This window comes from Microbacterium sp. No. 7, from assembly GCF_001314225.1.
In the GTDB taxonomy this organism is placed as follows: Bacteria; Actinomycetota; Actinomycetes; order Actinomycetales; family Microbacteriaceae; genus Microbacterium.
In genome coordinates this window covers 1,910,305-1,926,858 of sequence record NZ_CP012697.1, presented here as the reverse complement: position 1 = coordinate 1,926,858, position 16,554 = coordinate 1,910,305, and the positions used below count along the sequence as shown (strand labels likewise).

The following is a 16,554-nucleotide window of genomic DNA, read 5'->3' as shown; positions in this document are numbered from 1 at the left end:
AGCTAACCTAAGAAGGCTACTGTTCGCCGGCGCGCGCGGGTGGTCAGTCGTTTACGCGTAGCGGACAGGTGTCGAGAGCGTCGTCTGCTATCCCTGGACGGGATGGAACTCGTGCGGCCGGCGGCCCACCACGCGATGGAACGCGTTGCTGAACGCCCCGATCGTGGCGTATCCGACGCGACGGCCCACCACGCCGACGGGCATCCCGTCGCTCAGCAGCTCGACCGCCCGCGTGATGCGAACCCGTGTCCGCCACTCGTTGAACGACATGCCCGTCGTGTTGCGGAACGCGCGAGAGATCGTCCGGCTGCTCATCGAGAGCTGCCACGCCCACTCCTCGATCGAGCGCCGATCGCCCGGATCGCCCAGCAGCGCGCGCACGATCGGGACGATCCGAGCGTCTTGCGGGATGACGAGCTCGAACTCGGGCCGCCCCTCGTTCGTGAGCAGCTCCAGGCATACCCGCTGCGCGCGCCGTCGCTGCTGCGGCGGGATCGGCGCGTGGATCAGGTAGAGCAGCATCTCGCGCAGGGCGGGGCGCACCGCCACGCCTCGCACCTCCGCCCCGGGCTCGCCCCACGCGACCGGATCGATGTGCACCGCGGCGAGGGACGACGACGGCATCCGCTGCACGACGTGCGCCTCCCCGGCGGGGACCCAGAGTCCTCCGCCGACCGTCAGGTCGTGGCGGACGCCGCCGACCTCGACGGAATCGGCACCGACGACGGGCCAGAAGACGACGTGCTCGGGATGGCCGTGCGGGATGTGCGGCGGGCAGCCATAGGAGTCGTCGACGTACTCGTCGCGCATCAGCCTCGTCGTCAGCAGATAGCTCTCGGGGATGATCGCCAGGCAGCGGACCGCACCGCTCGCCGCGGCCGGCGGCGCGTTCCGATCCGTTGTCACGGTCCCGTGCTCCTCCTCGGCATCGCGTGCGAATCCCCGCTCCAGACTAGCCTCGCCGCACGACACAGCCTGTCATCCACAGACAAACGGTCCTCCTCACCGCATTGGGCACCCGCCCGCCGCGCGTTCCGGAGAGACGCCCGCGAGAACGTTCCCGCCTCTCCCCTCACGCCGGGGCGACGACGATCTCGCCGTGTCCGAAGATGCCCGCTCCACCGCGCATCCTGGCCGATAGAGACCCCCCTTCCGGCGCTAGAGTGCTGTTGCGGGATCACGCGAAGGAGCGTCGATCGATAAACACCGCGATTCGAGCGAGGAGAAGCCGTGTCTTGCATTTTCGCGGTCCTTTCCTCGCACAAAGACATCGAATGCCCATGATCACCGGAGATCCACTTCGACAAGCCGGGTCGACGCCGTTGACCCGATGGGATCAGGCGTCTTTCCTTCCCACTCAGATCGCTCGCCTCTACGACGAAGTGGCCGGGATCGGAGAGGATCCGTCGGCGATCCTCGCGGCCGCTCACGTGAACGCGGAGTCTCTTCGCTCCTCCGACACGAGGGTGTCGCTCCGTCAGATCCTCGAGGCCTACCGCACCGCCGCGTCGCTGTCGGCGGACCCGGAGTTCGCCTTCCTCATGGGCACCCGCAACAAGGTGACCTACTACGGGATGTACGGCTTCGCCGTGATGAGCGCCCCGGACCTCGCGACGATGCTCGACTTCATCAGCGAGGCGCAGACCCTCTCCGCGAACCTCGTCGACCTGCGGATCGAGCGCGACGCCGACAGGGTCGCGCTCTGCATCGAGCCGCTCATACACCACGACATCGACACCACGCTCCACCGCTTCCTCGTGGAGGAGCTGCTCGGCCTGGCCTTCTCGGCGTTCCGCGACATGCTGGGCGAGGCGTTCTCCCCGTCCGCCATCCGGCTGACATACCCCGAGCACGACTCGGCGACCAGGCTCGCCGAGCTCATCGGGGTCCCGGTCTCGTTCGGAGAGAAGACCAGCGCCTTCGTGTTCGACGCGTCGTGGCTGTCGGCGCCGCTGCAGTTCGGCAATCGCGTCGTGCACAGCTCCGCCCGCAAGACCTGCGCCGCCCTTCTCGGCGAGCTGCGCGCGCAGGCGGGGCTCGCCCACCGCGTCGGCGAGGCGCTCATCGCCTATCGCGGCCGCATACCGCCGATCGAAGAGATCGCGGCGCAGTTCGGCATGTCGGAGCGAGACCTCCGTCGCAAGCTCAGCGCCGAGGGAAGCGGCTATCGCCTGGTCTGCGATGACGTGCGAAGCCAGATATCCATGAAATACCTTCGCGACACATCGCTCTCCATCGATCAGATCGCATCGATCATGGGATTCGACAATGCCGCGAATCTTCGCCGCGCCTTCCGCCGATGGACCGACATGACGCCGACGGAATACCGGATCGCAGCGGCCTCGGAAAAAGAACCCGACAAATGAAAGGACATTCGATGACGAATGCAACTCGACTCTGGGCATTGGACGGCGCGTTCTTCACACTGCCGTTGAACCTGATCGTGCTGGGCGGACAGGGAATGACCACCCTTCCGATCCCGGTCTACGTGATCGAGCACCCTGACGGGCTGATCGTGTTCGACACCGGCGTCGCGCCCGAGGCGTGGGACGACCCCCGCGCCGTGTACGGGCCGCTCGTGGACGTGTTCGAGCTCACCTGTCCGCCCGAGAACCTGCTGGAACGTCAGTTCGCCAAGACCGGCTACACGTTCGACGACGTGACCCATGTCATCGTCTCGCACGGGCACTTCGACCACACGGGCGGCATGTACCTCTTCCCGCAGGCGAAGTTCTACATGTCCGAGGAAGACCTCCGCTACACGTTCTGGCCGGACGACTTCTGCGCCGGCTTCTACCGGCATGAGGACATCGAACGCACCCGAGGGTTCGAGTGGCACCCGATCAGCTCCGACCTCGACCTGTTCGGCGACGGCAGCATCCAGATCCTCCGCACGCCGGGGCACACCCACGGTCAGCTCAGCCTGCTGGTCGACCTGCCCAGCCGCCCCGTGCTGCTCACCGCCGACGCCGTGCACGTGCGCGCGAACATCGACCAGAAGACCCCGTGCCCCGTCGATCTCGACACCAGCACGGCGCTGCGATCGGTGGAGCGGATCCGCCAGGTCGCCGAGAGCGCGGGCGCCGACATCTGGGTCATGCACGACACCGCCGACTGGGAGACGTTCACGACCGAGGAAGGCTGGGTGAGCTGACATGGAGATCACCTTCAAGGATCAGGTGGCGCTCGTCACCGGCGGATCGTCCGGCATCGGCGAGGCGACCGCCGTCGCCTTCGCCGAGGCGGGAGCGGCCGTCGTCATCGCCGACGTCTCCGATCGCGGCGCCGAGGTGGCGCAGCGTCTCGTCGACGGCGGACACCGGGCGATCTTCGTGAAGACCGACGTGAGCGACGAAGCCCAGGTCAAAACGATGATCGATGCAGCCGTCTCGGAGTTCGGATCGCTGGACGTCGCGTTCAACTGCGCCGCCTACGAGGGCGCGCTGGGCCCGGTCGACGCTCAGGAGCTCCCCGATGTGCAGAAGGTCATCGCGACCAACCTGCAGGGGATCTGGTTGTGCGACAAGTACGAGCTCGATCAGATGAAGAAGCAGGGCAAGGGCGCGATCGTGAACTGCGCGTCGGTCGGCGGCCTGGTCGGCGTGGCCGCCATGCCGGTCTACTCCGCGACGAAGCACGGCGTCATCGGCCTGACCCGTTCCGCCGCGCTGAGCACCGCCACGACCGGCATCCGCATCAATGCGGTCTGTCCGGGCTACGTCCAGACGCCGATGGCCGACCGGCTCACGAGCCTCGCCCCCGGGGTGCACGAGGGACTTCTCTCGGCCCAGCCCATCGGCCGCGTGGGCGAGCCGTCAGAGGTCGCCGCCGCCGTGCTGTGGCTCGCGAGCCCGCTGGCGAGCCTCGTCACCGGCACCGCGCTCGCCGTCGACGGCGGCTGGTCGGCGCAGTAGCGCGCAGCGGACGGGCGGTGCCATCCGCCCGGAAGTCGAGCAGAAAGACCGAAGAGAGGAGACCGCCCATCGTTCGGGGCGGTCTCCTCTCTTCTCAACTCGGTGACAGTGGCCGGTGGAGCTGGGGGGAATCGAACCCCCGTCCAACGCTGGGATACGGCGTCTTCTCCGGGCGCAGTCTGTGGAGACGTTCTGCTCGGCCCCGACCTTTGTCACAGACGCCTAAGTCGACGGGCCCAGTCTGGGAAGAGTCCCGAACGACGTCCAGACGCCGTCGTTCAGCGAGATCCCTAGATGACGCCAGGGTCCGTGTCGGGATCAGCCACGGTCTGACGGACTATCGGGCTCGCTTAGGCAGCGAGGGCGAAGTCAGTGCGCTTTGCATCGGCACTTATTGGTTCGCAGAGATCGTTAACGAGATAACCCTGCATCCTCGGCCCGCTTCTCGCCGCTTCACAGACGCTGTCGAAACCGATCAGCCCCGTGTGCCGCGTGCGCAGCGAGCCACTGTCACACTGTGGAGTTGCCATCTCGGATGCCAGGGCACCCGAGCCCTCCATTCTACGTCGTTCCCTCGCGTCGCGCCACTCGCGGCGTAGAGTCTCGTGTATGAGCGATGTCATCATCACCGTCCGCGGCTCGCACCAGACCCGCATCGCCCCCGAGCTCGGCGTCGCGCACGTGAGCGCCGTCGCCGAGGGTCCCGAGCGCGGTCCCGTCGTCGAGGCGCTCGCGGCGATCGCGCAGCCCGTGCGCGACGACCTGGCGGCGCGGAAGGCGGCCGACACGATCGTCGACTGGTCGAGCGAGCGCGTCACGGTGTGGGCGGAACGCCCGTGGAACAGCGAGGGGCGGCAGCTCGCGCCCGTGCACCACGGCCGCGTCGACCTGACGGCGACGTTCGACGACACCATGGCGCTCTCCGACTGGCTGAACGGCCTGGCCGCTCGCGACGGCATCCAGATCGGCACGGTCGACTGGCAGCTCTCCCCCGGCACGCGCGCCCGCGTCGAGCGCGAGACCGCGACGGCCGCCGTCGCGGTGGCGGTCGCGCGCGCCGAGGCGTACGCCGCCGCGATCGGGCGCGACGACGTCACGCCGATCGAGATCGCCGACCTCGGCCTGCTCTCGTCGGGCGTCGCACACCCCGAGGGCGCTCCGATGATGCGCATGGCGATGGCGGCGTCGGCGTCCGACAGCGCCATCGAGTTCCGCCCCGACGACATCGTCATCACGTCGTCGGTCGAGGCGCGGTTCCGCGCCGTCTGAGCGGCGCCTGCGGCTACTCCCCCAGCCGGTTGCGCGTGCGCATCGCGCGCTCGGCCTCGCGCTTGTCCTCGCGCTCGCGGATCGTCTGGCGCTTCTCGTACTCGCGCTTGCCCTTGGCCACCGCGATCTCGACCTTGGCCCGCCCGTCGGAGAAGTACAGCTTCAGCGGCACGAGCGTGTAGCCGCCCGCGCTCACCGCGTGCGAGAGCTTGACGATCTCCTCCTTGTGCAGCAGCAGCTTGCGCGTGCGCTTGGCGGAGTGGTTGGTCCAGTGCCCCTGCGAGTACTCCGGGATGTGCACGGCATCGAGGAACGCCTGCCCGCCGTCGATGTAGGCGTAGCCGTCGGTGAGGTTCGCACGCCCCTGCCGCAGAGACTTGACCTCGGTGCCCGTGAGCACGAGACCCGCCTCATACGTCTTCTCGATGGTGTAGTCGTGGCGCGCGCGACGGTTGGTCGCGATGACCTTCTCGCCGCGTTCCCTGGGCATGGTGACTCCTCGCTGAATGGATGCCGCACATCCGCGGCAGCCTGCCAGTCTAGCGCCTGTTCGCGCGTGCGGCCTACGCGCGCAGCCAGCGGCGGATCGCGAAGCCGGCCGAGAACGCCGCGAGCAGCACGCCGATGCCGATCACGAACGGGAGCACGGTGAGCGCCTCGGGCACGCCGATCCACGTCGTGACGAAGTCCATGCGCGGCTTCAGGTACTCCCCCACGCCGTAGCGCACGCCCACGAGGATCGCGCCGCTCGCGAGCAGCGACCCCAGCAGGGCCGCGAAGACCCCCTCCAGGATGAACGGCGTCTGGATGAACGGGTTCGACGCGCCCACGAGGCGCATGATGTTCAGCTCGCGTCTTCGCGCGTACGCGGAGAGGCGGATCGTCGTCGAGATGAGCAGCACGGCCGCGATGAGCATGAGCGCCGCGATCCCGATCGCGATGTAGGTGGCGACCGTCAGCGCAGAGAACAGCGGCTCGAGGTACTGCATCTGGTTGCGCACCTGCTGCACGCCGTCCATGCCCGAGAACGCCTCGTCGATCACGGCGATGTTGCCCGGGTCGTAGAGGTTCACGTAGAACGTCTCGTTGAGCTGCTCGGGGGTGACGAACTCGACGTAGTCCTCGCCGTAGATCTCCAGCACCTTCTGGTAGGCCTCGTCGCGGCTCTCGAACCGGTGGTCGCGGATGACCTTCTGCAGCGCGCTGCCGCCCAGGCGCTCCTCGACCGCGGCGATCTGCTCCTCTGTCGCGACGCCCCCGGCGCACGTCGTCTCGGCGGCGCCGTCGCGGCACAGCCAGATCTCCACCTGCGCGCGGTCGGCCCAGAACGCCCGCATCGTGCCGATCTGCATCTGCATGAGCATCGCCGCGCCCACGAACGTGAGCGACACGAAGGTGACCAGCACGACCGAGATGACCATCGAGACGTTGCGGCGCAGTCCCGAGAGCGCCTCGGCGAGGATCAGGCGCAGCCTCATGAGGTCGGTCCCACGGAGTCGTCGCGCCGCGAGAGGCCGAGCTTGGACACGTCGATCCCGTCGAGCCCGAGATCGCCCAGGTCGACCTCCGGCGCATCGATCCGGATGGGCTGCGTGGCCGGGGCCGGCTCTGCCGAGGCGACGGCCGACGCGGAGTCCGCGGCATCCCTCGGGACCGGGGTCTCGCGGGCGTCGGGCCGTGCGGGGGCGGTGTCCGCGCGCGGCACGCCCTGCCGCTCGCGGCTGATCTCGAGACGCAGGTTCTGCACGGCGGTCTTCGCCGCGACGGCGGCCTCGGCGCGCCCCTCCGTCGGGGCCAGCGACGGCAGCGACGACATGTCGCCGTAGCCGCCCCGGTCGACGTCGCGCACGAGCACGCCGTCGCGCAGCTCGATGACGCGGCGCTGCATCTGGTTGACGAAGCCCGCCTCGTGCGTCGCCATGACGATCGTCGTGCCGCCCGCGTTGATGCGCGCGAGCAGCTGCATGATGTCGGTCGACGTGGCGGGGTCGAGGTTTCCGGTCGGCTCGTCGGCGAGCAGGATCTGCGGACGGTTCACGATCGCCCGCGCGATCGCCACGCGCTGCTGCTCGCCGCCGGAGAGCTCGTGCGGCATCCGCTTCTCCTTGCCCTCGAGGCCGACGAGGGCGAGCGCCTCGGGCACCGACTGCTGCACGAAGGCGCGCGACGCGCCGATCACCTGCAGCGAGTAGGCGATGTTGTGGAACACCGTCTTGGCGGGGAGCAGCCGGAAGTCCTGGAACACGGATCCGATGTGCCGGCGGAAGTACGGCACCTTGCGCCCCGGCAGCGTGCGCACGTCACGGCCGAGCACGACGACGCGGCCCTCCGTGGCGATGTCCTCGCGCAGGATCAGCCGCAGGCAGGTCGACTTCCCCGACCCCGAGGCGCCGACGAGGAACACGAACTCGCCGCGCTGCACATCGAAGCCGATGTCGTGCAGCGCGGGCTTGCTGGCTCCGCGATGGCGTTTGGTGACCTGTTCGAACCGGATCATGACTCGTCGAGCCTAAGCGCGCCGTTGGTGAAAGCCGCTCGCGACACTCTGCGCGCCGCATGTCGGTCCACGGGGCGCGCCGCGCTCACCGGGTCTCGCTCAGTCGTCGTCCTTGCGCTTGCGCCAGCGGATGCCGGCCGCGATGAAGCCGTCGAGGTCGCCGTCGAAGACCGTCGCGGGGTTGCCCGACTCGAAGCCCGTGCGCAGGTCCTTCACGAGCTGCTGGCCGTAGAGGAAGTAGGAGCGCATCTGGTCGCCCCAGCTGGCCGTGATGGTGCCGGCGAGCTCCTTCTTCTTCGCCTGCTCCTCCTCGCGCTTGAGCAGCAGGAGCCGCGTCTGGAGCACGCGCATGGCGGCGGCGCGGTTCTGGATCTGGCTCTTCTCGTTCTGCATCGAGACGACGATGCCGGTCGGGAGGTGGGTGATGCGCACCGCGGAGTCGGTCGTGTTGACCGACTGCCCGCCGGGGCCCGACGAGCGGAATACGTCGACGCGGATGTCGGTCTCGGGGATGTCGACCTCCTGCGCCTCCTCCATCACGGGGATGACCTCCACCGCGGCGAACGAGGTCTGCCGCTTGTCGGCCGAGCCGAACGGGCTGATGCGCGCGAGCCGGTGCGTGCCCGCCTCGACCGAGAGCGTGCCGAAGGCGTAGGGCGCGTCGACCTCGAACGTCGCCGATTTGATGCCCGCGCCCTCGGCGTAGGACGTGTCCATGACCTTGACGGGATGCTTGTGCCGCTCCGCCCAGCGCAGGTACATGCGCAGCAGCATCTCGGCGAAGTCGGTCGCGTCGTCGCCGCCGGCGCCCGAGCGGATCGTCACGACGGCGGAGCGCTCGTCGTACTCGCCGTCGAGCAGCGTCTGCACCTCGAGGTCGCCGATGACGCGCTCGAGGTCGGCGATCTCGCGCTTGGCCTCCTCGATCGAGTCGGCGTCCTCCATCTCGTTGGCAAGCTCGATCAGCACCTCGACGTCGTCGAGCCGCTGCTGCACGTCGGTGATGCGCTTGAGCTCGGCCTGGCGATGGCTGAGCGCGCTCGTGACGCGCTGCGCCTTCTCGGGGTCGTCCCAGAGGTCGGGCGCGCCGGCCTCTTCGCTGAGCCGAGCGATCTCGGAGTTCAGCGCCTCGACGTCCACGACCGCCGTGATCTCGGCGAACGTGGAGCGCAGGGCCTGGATATCGGCGGAAGCATCGAATTCGAGCATGACACTTCAGACTAACGTGGATGCCGTGCCGGACGAGCCCATCCGCCGCGTCCTGTGGCGTCTTGCCCCGATGATCTACGGCCCGACCGTGCTGTTCTCGATCGGAGAGGGCGCCGTGCTGCCGGTGCTGCCCGTGCTCGCGGCCCGCCTCGGCGCCGACGTCCCGACGGCGGCGGTCGTGGCATCCGCCCTCGTCGTCGGCCAGCTGTGCGGCAACCTGCCCGCGGGCGCCGCGGTCTCGCGCGTCGGCGAGCGCGCCACGATGGCGGGGGCCGGCGTGGTCGCGATGGCCGGGGCCGTCGGCGCCGCCCTCGCGACGACCGTCTGGATGCTCACACTCGCGATGTTCGTCACGGGCCTGTGCGCGGCGGCCTTCGGTCTCGCGCGGCACTCTTTCATGGCGACGCGCGTGCCGCTGGGATTCCGCGCGCGGGCGCTCTCGCTGCTCGGCGGCAGCTTTCGGCTGGGCATGTTCGCGGGGCCGTTCGTCGCCGCCGGTCTGCTCGCGCTGACGGGCGACGAGCGCTCCACGCTGTGGCTGTTCCTCGGATGCCTCGTGGCGGTGGTCGTGCTGGTGCTCCTGGGCCCCGACCCCGAGACGCGCGTCGCCGCGCTGCCTTCCTCCGCTTCCGGGGACACGGGGGCGGTCTCCCTGCCCGAGCGCGCGGGCGTGCTCGTCACGATGTGGCGCTACCGCGGCGTGCTGGCGCGCCTCGGGCTGGCCGCGGCGGCGCTCGCGGCGGTGCGCTCGGCCCGTCAGATCGTGCTGCCCGTCTGGGGCGTGTCGATCGGGCTCGACGCGTCGTCGATCGCGCTCGCCGTCGGCATCTCGGGCGCGGTCGACTTCGCCCTGTTCTACGCGAGCGGCCAGGTGATGGACCGTTTCGGGCGGCTGTGGGCGGCGCTCCCCGCCACCGTGCTCATGGGCGCGGGCTTCCTCGCCCTGTCGTTCACACACGACCTCTCCGACGCGGCGATGTGGTTCACGATGCTCGCGGCGGTGCTCGGCATCGGCAACGGCCTGTCGAGCGGCATCCTGCTCACGCTCGGCGCCGACATCGCGCCGCGTGACGATCCCGCCTCGTTCCTGGGGTCGTGGCGCACGCTCACCGACGCCGGCGGCGCGCTCGCGCCCGTGCTCGTCGCGGCGATCGCGGCGGCCGGCTCGCTGCCCCTCGCCGTCGCGGTCGTCGGCGTTCTCGGGCTACTGGGCGCCGCCGGATTCGCGCGCTGGGTGCCGCGGTTCGTGCCACGCATCCGCCCCTGAGCGCGCCCGCCTATCGCAGCGCGGTGCGGCTCGTCGCCGTGGCCTCGAGGGCGACGCCGCCGGGCACGAACGGCGAGACGATCGGCGGATGCCAGCGGGTGGCGACCGTCACCCGCACCGATGCGCCGTCGGGCGTCGAGGCCGCGACCAGCTCGACGTCGCGGACCGCGTCGACGACGTGCCGCGCCTGTGCCGACACCTCGGCGTCGGTGAGCGCGGCGGTCGCGACCCCGTCGCGCACGACGAGGGCGACGCCGTCGGCCGCGGCCACCGCGGCGGCGTCGGCGATGCCGTCGGCGCGCTTCTGCGCGAGGTACAGGCTCGTGGCGTTGACGCACACGAAGAGCAGCACGAGCGACAGCACGGCGTAGCCGAGCACGAGCGGCAGGATCGTGCCCGCCTCGTCCCGATGCAGGGGGCCGCGTCGCGGCGTCGTCACGGTGCGTCCTGCCAGTGCTGCGAGACCTTCTGCACGCTCGTGGCGGTCACGGGGATGCGCGCGTGCCGGTCGAGCCCGAGGATCGCCGGCACGAGCGGGAGCGTCACGATCGACGAGAGCTCGACCGTGAGCAGGGCGCCCGCCGCGGGGCATGTGCGACCGGCCGGCGCGCACTGCACGCGCAGATCGAGCTCGTCCGGGTCGAGGCCGTACTCGTCCGCGATCGCGCCGAGGACGCGGGCGGCGCGGGTGCCCGCGTCGTCGGCGTTCGACGCCGTCGCGATCGCGCGCGCCGCGTGGCGGGCGCCCGCCTCGACGCCCAGCGCGCGGGACTGCACGGACCCGAGGGCGACGACGAGCCAGATCAGGGGCACGAGCAGCAGCACGCCGACAGCGATGAACTCCAGCGATGCGCTCCCGCCGTCGTCAGTCCAGAGTCTCCAGCGGCGCATGCGCCGTCACCTCCCATCCCTCGGGCACGCCCCACAGCCCCACGATCGGGAACGTCGCGACGACGGTCACGGATGCCGCGGGGTATCCCCCGGCATCCGTGACCGCCGCGGTCGCGCCCTGCACGAAGCCCTCGCCGATCGTGCGGTCGACGATCGCGGTCGCGCGCACCGCGCCGTCGGCGAGGTCGGTGTCGGCGAGCGCCGCGTGGTAGGCGCCCTCGACCGCGGCGTCGTGCACGAGGGCGCGCACGTAGACGGCGAGGCCGAGCTGCAGGACGGCGAGCGTCAGCAGCGTCAGCACGGCGCCCACGAGCACGAACTCGACCGGACCGGAGCCCCGCTCGCAGCGCGCGAGCGAGCCGGCGGGCATCAGAAGCCCTGCACCTGCCGGATCGCCTGCTCGAACAGGTCCTCCAGCGCCGGACCCGCGAGGGCCCAGATCGCGACGACCAGGCCGGCCGTCATCAATGTCACCAGAACCCAGCCGGGCACGTCGCCGCGGTCGTCGGCGACGATCCCCCGTGCCTCGCATCGCACGCGCGTCCTGAGCTTCTCGATCATCGCTGTCTCCTTCTGTGTCTCTTGCGGTGTCTCGTGGATGGGGGTCTCGTGGTGGCGGCTCACCCCGTGCCGAGCCGCAGCATCACGACACCGGGGAAGATCGCGAACAGCACCGAGAGCGGGAGCACGAGGAAGACGAGCGGCAGCAGCATCAGGATCTCGCGGCGGCCCGCCGACTCGATGAGCACGCGCTTCGCGTCTTCGCGGGCGTCGCCCGCCTGGCTCTGCAGCACCTGGGCGAGCGGCGCTCCGCGGTCGAGCGCGGCGACGATGTGCTCCACGGCGCGCCCGAGCGCGGGCACGTGCAGGGCGCGGGCCATGTCGAGCAGGGCGTCGGACAGGCTCGAGCCGGTGTCGGTGGCGAGCACGGCGCGGCGCAGCTGGGCCGTGAGCTCGCCGCTGCCGATGTCGCCGACGCGGCGCAGGGCGTCGCGCAGGCCTTCGCCGGCGGCGAGGCACAGGGCGAGGAACTCGAGCACGGTCGGCAGCTCGTCGGCGATGCGGGCGGCACGGCGGCGTGCCGCCGCGGTGAGCTCGGCCTCCGTGAGCGCGAGCGCCGCGACCGCGCCGAGCACCGGCAGCACGACGGAGCCGGCGTGCGCGCGTCCCGCCAGCGCGAGCGCGACCGCGAGCGCGCCACCCACGGCGAGTCCGACGAGCGTCCAGGTGAGCTGACGGGCGCGGAACCCCGCGACGTCCTGCGGGCGGCCGGCGCGGCGCAGGCGGACGGCGAGCGCGTCGGCGCCGCCCCACGCGGCGATGACGCGGTCGCGCGCGGCGTGCCACGCCGGACGCGGCGGTGCGAGCGGGGTGAGCCCGCGCGGATCGGTGACGTCGCGCACGTAGGGGGCGATGCGTCGGGAGAGCGACGGGGCCGCCCAGCGCGGCACGCGCGTCGCGACGAGCAGGATGCCGGCGGCGAGCGCCGCGCCGAGCACGACGGCCCCGGCGAGCTGGCCCAGCACGTTCACGAGAACCACCTCTGCGGCTCGGGCAGGCGGCCGAGCCAGAGCATGACGCGGAAGGCGACGACCGACGCCGCCGCGCCGGCGAGCACGACGACGACGCCCTCGGGGCTGGAGTAGGCGGCGACCCCCTCGGGGCGCAGCGAGAGCAGCAGCAGCACGATCCACGGGGCGACGACGCCCACGACGGCGGCGCCGCGAATCCACGACTGGCGGGCGTCGACCTCGGCCCGCACCGCCGCGTCGGCGCGCACCGACGCCGACAGCGCGCGGAGCACGCCGGTCAGCTCCGTGCCGCCGACCTGCCGGGCCATGCGCAGCGTCTCGACGATGCGATCGGCCACCGGGTCGCCCAGCGCCGCCTTGAGGCGCAGCGCGGCCGAGTCGAAGTGCCCGGATGCCGCGACGTCCGACGCGAACCCGGCGAACGCGGGCCGCAGCGCCGGCGGGCCGTTGGCGGCGAGCGCGCTCACCGCGTCGGGCAGCGACGACCCGGCGCGCACCGACGAGATGAGCAGGTCGCACACGTCGGCCCACAACGCGCGCCGCGACCGGCGCAGACGTCGCGCGCGGGCGCGGAGCCACACGACGGGCGCCGCCGCGCCGGCCAGCAGCGCGAGCATCGCGACGACGGCGAGCGACGTCGCGAGCCAGGCGGCGGCACCGGCGAGGGCGCCGAGCAGCGCCCCGATCGCGGGCACGCGGCCGACCGGCGCGTGGGCGTAGCCCGACTCCTCTAGCAGGCGCCCGATCGGTCCCGCCCGCTCGGGCCGGACGGCGACGGGTCGTGGCGGCCACAGCCACGGCGACAGCGTCAGCAGCAGGCCCGCCGCGAGGACGACGCCCCAGAGCACGGTCACTCGGCGCTCCGGAAGAGCGATCGGGTCTGCACGACGCCGCCGACGACCTCTCCCGTGGTCTCGGCGATCTCCTGCACGCGGCGGCGCCCTCCGGCATCCATCGCGCAGTGCACGACGAGCTGCACGCCCGCGGCGATCGCGGGCAGCACGAACCCGAGGTCGATGTTGCGGCCGGCCAGCAGCGGGAGCGCCGCGAGCTTGCGCAGCGCGTCGCCCGCGGAGTTCGCGTGGATGGTCGCCGCGCCGGGCACGCCCGTGTTGAGGGCGAGCAGCAGGTCGAGCGCCTCGGCATCGCGCACCTCGCCGACGACGATGCGGTCGGGCCGCATGCGCAGCGCCTCCTTCACGAGACGGCGCAGGGCGACCTCGCCGGTGCCCTCGAGGCTGGGCTGGCGGCCTTGCAGTGCCACGACGTCGGCGGCGTCGATCGCGAGCTCGAAGGTCTCCTCGACCGTGACGATGCGGCGGTCGGGAGGACAGGCGCCGATCAGGGCCGACAGCAGCGTGGTCTTCCCCGCGTGCGTCGCCCCCGACACCAGCACGCTGCGGCCCGCGGCCATGGCCGAGCGCAGCAGCTCGGCGGCGTCACGGGTGAGCGACCCCGCGTCGACGAGGTCGTCGAGCGTGCGCCGGCCCGGCAGGAACTTGCGGATGTTCACCGCCCAGTGCGCCCGGGTGATGTCGGGGATCGCGACGTGCAGGCGGCTGCCGTCGGGCAGCGACGCGTCGACGAACGGCTGGCTCAGGTCGACGCGCCGTCCCGTGGACTGCAGCATCCGCTCGACGAGGTCGCGCACGGCCGCGTCGGTCAGCACGACGGGAGCCCGCTGCGCGCGACCCGCGACGGCGAAGAACACGCGGTCGGGCGCGTTGATCCAGATCTCCTCGACCTCGGGATCGTCGAGCAGAGCCTGCAGCGGGCCGTATCCGGTCACGAGCGCGAGCGCCGCGCGCACGCACGCCGCCTCGTCCTCGATCTCCTCCCACCCGCGGGCGGGCGCGACGTCGTTGTGGCGGCGCACCTCCCGCAGCGCGACCTGCTCGGCACGGCCCGGCTGCCGTGCCGGATCGGTCTGCTCCTCGCGCAGGCGATCGCGCACGCGCTCGGCGATGACCGGCACGATCGACGACGGGAGGGAGGTGACGTTCGCGAGGCTCACGCGAGGAATGCTGGCAGGTCCGCCGGATCCCCCGCGCAAGTTATCCACAGCCGGCCGACGCCGGGGCCGCCGATGGCCACGCGGCTAGACTGAAGCTCCCGCGGGAGTGGTGAAATCGGCAGACACGCAGGATTTAGGTTCCTGTGCCTTCGGGCGTGTGGGTTCAAGTCCCACCTTCCGCACGGCATGCAACGGCAGGAGCGGCCCCCGGCGCGTTGCCGGGGGCCGCTCCTGCTCGTTCGGCTCGGGTCAGCTGAACTGGTTCATCGTGTTGTCCTTGCCCGAGGCCTTGAGCGCGGCGTCACCGGAGAAGTACTCCTTGTGGTTGTCGCCGATGTCGCTGCCGGCCATGTTCTGGTGCTTGACGGTCGCGATGCCCTCGCGGATCTCGCGGCGCTGCACGCCCTTGACGTAGGCGAGCATGCCCTGGTCGGCGAAGTAGCCCTTGGCCAGGTCGTCGGTCGAGAGCGCGGCCGTGTGGTAGGTCGGCAGCGTGATCAGGTGGTGGAAGATGCCGGCGCGGGCGGAGCCGTCGCGCTGGAAGGTGCGGATCTTCTCGTCGGCCAGCTGAGCGAGCTCGGTCTCGTCGTACTCGACGCTCATCAGGTTCGCGCGGTCGTACGCCGAGACGTCCTTGCCCTGCTCCGCGAGCAGGTCGTAGGCCTGCTGGCGGAAGTTGAGCGTCCAGTTGAACGACGGGCTGTTGTTGTAGACGAGCTTCGCGTTCGGGATCTCCTCGCGGATGCGGTCCACCATGCCGGCGATCTGCTCGACGTGCGGCTTCTCGGTCTCGATCCACAGCAGGTCGGCGCCGTTGCGCAGCGACGTGATGCAGTCGAGCACGCAGCGGTCCTCGCCGGTGCCGGAGCGGAACTGGTAGAGGTTGCTGGCCAGGCGCTTCGGGCGCAGCAGCTTGCCGTCGCGCTTGATGACGACGTCGCCGTTGCCGAGGTCGGCGTCCGAGATCTCCTCGACGTCCAGGAACGCGTTGTACTGGTCGCCCAGGTCGCCCGGGGTGCTCGTCACGGCGAGCTTCTGGGTGAGGCCGGCGCCGAGCGAGTCGGTGCGCGCGACGATGACGCCGTTGTCGATGCCGAGCTCGAGGAACGCGTAGCGGACGGCGTTGATCTTGGCGATGAAGTCCTCGTGCGGCACGGTGACCTTGCCGTCCTGGTGACCGCACTGCTTCTCGTCCGAGACCTGGTTCTCGATCTGGATGGCGCAGGCGCCCGCCTCGATCATCTTCTTGGCGAGCAGGTACGTGGCCTCGGGGTTGCCGAAGCCGGCGTCGATGTCGGCGATGATCGGCACGACGTGGGTCTCGTAGTTGTCGATCTGCGACTGGATGAGCTCCTCCGAGACGGTGTCGCCGGCCGCGCGGGCGTCGTCGAGCTTCGTGAAGAGCAGGTCGAGCTCGCGGGCGTCGGCCTGGCGCAGGAAGGTGTAGAGCTCCTCGATGAGGGCGGGGACCGCGGTCTTCTCGTGCATCGACTGGTCGGGCAGCGGGCCGAACTCGGAGCGGAGGGCGGCGACCATCCAGCCCGACAGGTACAGGTAGCGCTTGTTGGTGCTCTTCAGGTGCTTCTTGATCGAGATCAGCTTCTGCTGGCCGATGAAGCCGTGCCAGACGCCGAGCGACTGGGTGTACACCGACGAGTCGGCGTCGTACTCGGCCATGTCGCGGCGCATGATGTCCGCGGTGTACTGCGCGATCTCGAGGCCGGTCTTGAAGCGGTTCTGAGCGCGCATCCGGGCAACGTACTCAGGGTTGATGGCGTCCCAGCTGGAGCCGTTCTCCTCTTTGAGCGCCTGGATGGCGGTGATGTCGTCCTGGTAGGCAGTCATGGTGTTTCCTTTGCGATGGTGCTTCACCCGCTGTTGCGTTACTTCGACTCTGCACCAAGAAGAATGCATCTTCCGACCAGAAGCGATGTGAAGATATGTCGTTCTTCTCTTCTCAT

General features: G+C 70.7%; 18 protein-coding genes, 1 tRNA gene and 1 other RNA gene. 6 read left to right on the top strand and 14 right to left on the bottom strand.

Going from position 1 to position 16,554, the window contains the following annotated elements; translation table 11 throughout:
* Positions 1-87: 87 nt before the first annotated feature.
* Positions 88-906 (bottom strand): helix-turn-helix domain-containing protein, encoded by an 819-nt coding sequence (locus tag AOA12_RS08770; RefSeq protein ID WP_054682080.1) that lies wholly within the window; start codon positions 904-906, stop codon positions 88-90.
* A 368-nt stretch (positions 907-1,274) separates the two neighbouring features.
* Between AOA12_RS08770 and AOA12_RS08765 the strand changes: the two genes are divergently transcribed.
* The 3 genes from AOA12_RS08765 to AOA12_RS08755 are packed head-to-tail and all read left to right on the top strand — an operon-like array spanning position 1,275 to position 3,914.
* Positions 1,275-2,366: an AraC family transcriptional regulator gene (locus AOA12_RS08765; protein WP_197281085.1), complete on the top strand. Its 1,092-nt coding sequence runs from the start codon at positions 1,275-1,277 to the stop codon at positions 2,364-2,366.
* Between the two features lie 11 nt (positions 2,367-2,377).
* Positions 2,378-3,154: an N-acyl homoserine lactonase family protein gene (locus tag AOA12_RS08760; RefSeq protein ID WP_054682076.1), complete on the top strand. Its 777-nt coding sequence runs from the start codon at positions 2,378-2,380 to the stop codon at positions 3,152-3,154.
* Position 3,155: 1 nt separating this feature from the next.
* Positions 3,156-3,914, top strand: a complete 759-nt coding sequence (locus tag AOA12_RS08755) for a glucose 1-dehydrogenase (RefSeq protein ID WP_054682074.1) — start codon at positions 3,156-3,158, stop codon at positions 3,912-3,914.
* 113 nt (positions 3,915-4,027) lie between these two features.
* On the opposite strand, the gene ssrA is transcribed toward AOA12_RS08755, so the two are convergent.
* Positions 4,028-4,397, bottom strand: a transfer-messenger RNA (tmRNA) gene (gene ssrA / locus AOA12_RS22560).
* A gap of 126 nt (positions 4,398-4,523) precedes the next feature.
* Here ssrA and AOA12_RS08750 point away from each other — a divergent pair.
* Positions 4,524-5,183, top strand: coding sequence for an SIMPL domain-containing protein (locus AOA12_RS08750; RefSeq protein WP_054682072.1), 660 nt, complete (start codon positions 4,524-4,526; stop codon positions 5,181-5,183).
* A 13-nt stretch (positions 5,184-5,196) separates the two neighbouring features.
* On the opposite strand, the gene smpB is transcribed toward AOA12_RS08750, so the two are convergent.
* From smpB to prfB, 4 genes are all read right to left on the bottom strand, one after another.
* Positions 5,197-5,673 carry an SsrA-binding protein SmpB gene (gene smpB / locus AOA12_RS08745; protein WP_054682069.1) on the bottom strand — a complete coding sequence of 159 codons (477 nt, stop codon included), beginning with the start codon at positions 5,671-5,673 and terminating at the stop codon, positions 5,197-5,199.
* Between the two features lie 73 nt (positions 5,674-5,746).
* Positions 5,747-6,661: a permease-like cell division protein FtsX gene (gene ftsX / locus AOA12_RS08740; RefSeq protein ID WP_054682065.1), complete on the bottom strand. Its 915-nt coding sequence runs from the start codon at positions 6,659-6,661 to the stop codon at positions 5,747-5,749.
* Positions 6,658-7,680 carry a cell division ATP-binding protein FtsE gene (gene ftsE, locus AOA12_RS08735; protein WP_054682062.1) on the bottom strand — a complete coding sequence of 341 codons (1,023 nt, stop codon included), beginning with the start codon at positions 7,678-7,680 and terminating at the stop codon, positions 6,658-6,660. The genes ftsX and ftsE overlap by 4 nt, the downstream gene beginning before the upstream one ends.
* Positions 7,681-7,779: 99 nt before the next feature.
* Entirely contained in the window at positions 7,780-8,889 is a 1,110-nt protein-coding gene (prfB, locus tag AOA12_RS08730; RefSeq protein WP_054682061.1) for a peptide chain release factor 2, read from the bottom strand.
* Between prfB and AOA12_RS08725 the strand changes: the two genes are divergently transcribed.
* Complete coding sequence (locus tag AOA12_RS08725; RefSeq protein ID WP_054682059.1) at positions 8,888-10,156, top strand: MFS transporter; 1,269 nt, start codon at positions 8,888-8,890, stop codon at positions 10,154-10,156. The two genes, prfB and AOA12_RS08725, sit on opposite strands and share 2 nt — an antisense overlap.
* A gap of 10 nt (positions 10,157-10,166) precedes the next feature.
* Here the strand turns inward: AOA12_RS08725 and AOA12_RS08720 are convergent, their stop codons facing one another.
* From AOA12_RS08720 to AOA12_RS08690, 7 genes are read right to left on the bottom strand one after another with little or no spacing between them, the layout of a single operon-like run.
* Positions 10,167-10,595, bottom strand: a complete 429-nt coding sequence (locus tag AOA12_RS08720) for a pilus assembly protein TadG-related protein (protein WP_231637213.1) — start codon at positions 10,593-10,595, stop codon at positions 10,167-10,169.
* A complete protein-coding gene (locus AOA12_RS08715) occupies positions 10,592-11,047 on the bottom strand; it encodes a TadE/TadG family type IV pilus assembly protein (protein WP_054682058.1) in 456 nt (151 codons plus the stop codon). The genes AOA12_RS08720 and AOA12_RS08715 overlap by 4 nt, the downstream gene beginning before the upstream one ends.
* Positions 11,022-11,417 (bottom strand): TadE/TadG family type IV pilus assembly protein, encoded by a 396-nt coding sequence (locus tag AOA12_RS08710; protein ID WP_054682056.1) that lies wholly within the window; start codon positions 11,415-11,417, stop codon positions 11,022-11,024. Before AOA12_RS08710 ends, AOA12_RS08715 begins: the two co-directional genes overlap by 26 nt.
* Positions 11,417-11,608, bottom strand: coding sequence for a hypothetical protein (locus tag AOA12_RS08705; protein WP_054682053.1), 192 nt, complete (start codon positions 11,606-11,608; stop codon positions 11,417-11,419). Before AOA12_RS08705 ends, AOA12_RS08710 begins: the two co-directional genes overlap by 1 nt.
* A gap of 59 nt (positions 11,609-11,667) precedes the next feature.
* On the bottom strand, positions 11,668-12,579 hold the full coding sequence (locus AOA12_RS08700) for a type II secretion system F family protein (RefSeq protein WP_054682052.1): 912 nt from the start codon (positions 12,577-12,579) through the stop codon (positions 11,668-11,670).
* Positions 12,576-13,433: a type II secretion system F family protein gene (locus tag AOA12_RS08695; RefSeq protein WP_054682050.1), complete on the bottom strand. Its 858-nt coding sequence runs from the start codon at positions 13,431-13,433 to the stop codon at positions 12,576-12,578. The genes AOA12_RS08700 and AOA12_RS08695 overlap by 4 nt, the downstream gene beginning before the upstream one ends.
* Entirely contained in the window at positions 13,430-14,593 is a 1,164-nt protein-coding gene (locus AOA12_RS08690) for a CpaF family protein (RefSeq protein WP_054682048.1), read from the bottom strand. Before AOA12_RS08690 ends, AOA12_RS08695 begins: the two co-directional genes overlap by 4 nt.
* A 100-nt stretch (positions 14,594-14,693) precedes the next feature.
* On the opposite strand from AOA12_RS08690, the gene AOA12_RS08685 reads away from it, so the two are divergent.
* Positions 14,694-14,775 (top strand) — tRNA-Leu (locus AOA12_RS08685).
* Positions 14,776-14,842: 67 nt separating this feature from the next.
* Here the strand turns inward: AOA12_RS08685 and AOA12_RS08680 are convergent.
* Complete coding sequence (locus AOA12_RS08680) at positions 14,843-16,438, bottom strand: isocitrate lyase (RefSeq protein ID WP_054682046.1); 1,596 nt, start codon at positions 16,436-16,438, stop codon at positions 14,843-14,845.
* Positions 16,439-16,554 lie beyond the last annotated feature (116 nt).

Bases quoted from the DNA above. Each gene is read 5' to 3' on its own strand.
- AOA12_RS08705 (WP_054682053.1), bottom strand. From the start codon at position 11,608: ATGATCGAGAAGCTCAGGACGCGCGTGCGATGCGAGGCACGGGGGATC.
- AOA12_RS08710 (WP_054682056.1), bottom strand. From the start codon at position 11,417: ATGCCCGCCGGCTCGCTCGCGCGCTGCGAGCGGGGCTCCGGTCCGGTC.
- AOA12_RS08755 (WP_054682074.1), top strand. From the start codon at position 3,156: ATGGAGATCACCTTCAAGGATCAGGTGGCGCTCGTCACCGGCGGATCG.
- AOA12_RS08725 (WP_054682059.1), top strand. From the start codon at position 8,888: ATGACACTTCAGACTAACGTGGATGCCGTGCCGGACGAGCCCATCCGC.
- AOA12_RS08750 (WP_054682072.1), top strand. From the start codon at position 4,524: ATGAGCGATGTCATCATCACCGTCCGCGGCTCGCACCAGACCCGCATC.
- AOA12_RS08680 (WP_054682046.1), bottom strand. From the start codon at position 16,438: ATGACTGCCTACCAGGACGACATCACCGCCATCCAGGCGCTCAAAGAG.
- ftsX (WP_054682065.1), bottom strand. From the start codon at position 6,661: ATGAGGCTGCGCCTGATCCTCGCCGAGGCGCTCTCGGGACTGCGCCGC.
- AOA12_RS08765 (WP_197281085.1), top strand. From the start codon at position 1,275: ATGCCCATGATCACCGGAGATCCACTTCGACAAGCCGGGTCGACGCCG.
- AOA12_RS08760 (WP_054682076.1), top strand. From the start codon at position 2,378: ATGACGAATGCAACTCGACTCTGGGCATTGGACGGCGCGTTCTTCACA.
- smpB (WP_054682069.1), bottom strand. From the start codon at position 5,673: ATGCCCAGGGAACGCGGCGAGAAGGTCATCGCGACCAACCGTCGCGCG.
- ftsE (WP_054682062.1), bottom strand. From the start codon at position 7,680: ATGATCCGGTTCGAACAGGTCACCAAACGCCATCGCGGAGCCAGCAAG.
- AOA12_RS08715 (WP_054682058.1), bottom strand. From the start codon at position 11,047: ATGCGCCGCTGGAGACTCTGGACTGACGACGGCGGGAGCGCATCGCTG.
- prfB (WP_054682061.1), bottom strand. From the start codon at position 8,889: ATGCTCGAATTCGATGCTTCCGCCGATATCCAGGCCCTGCGCTCCACG.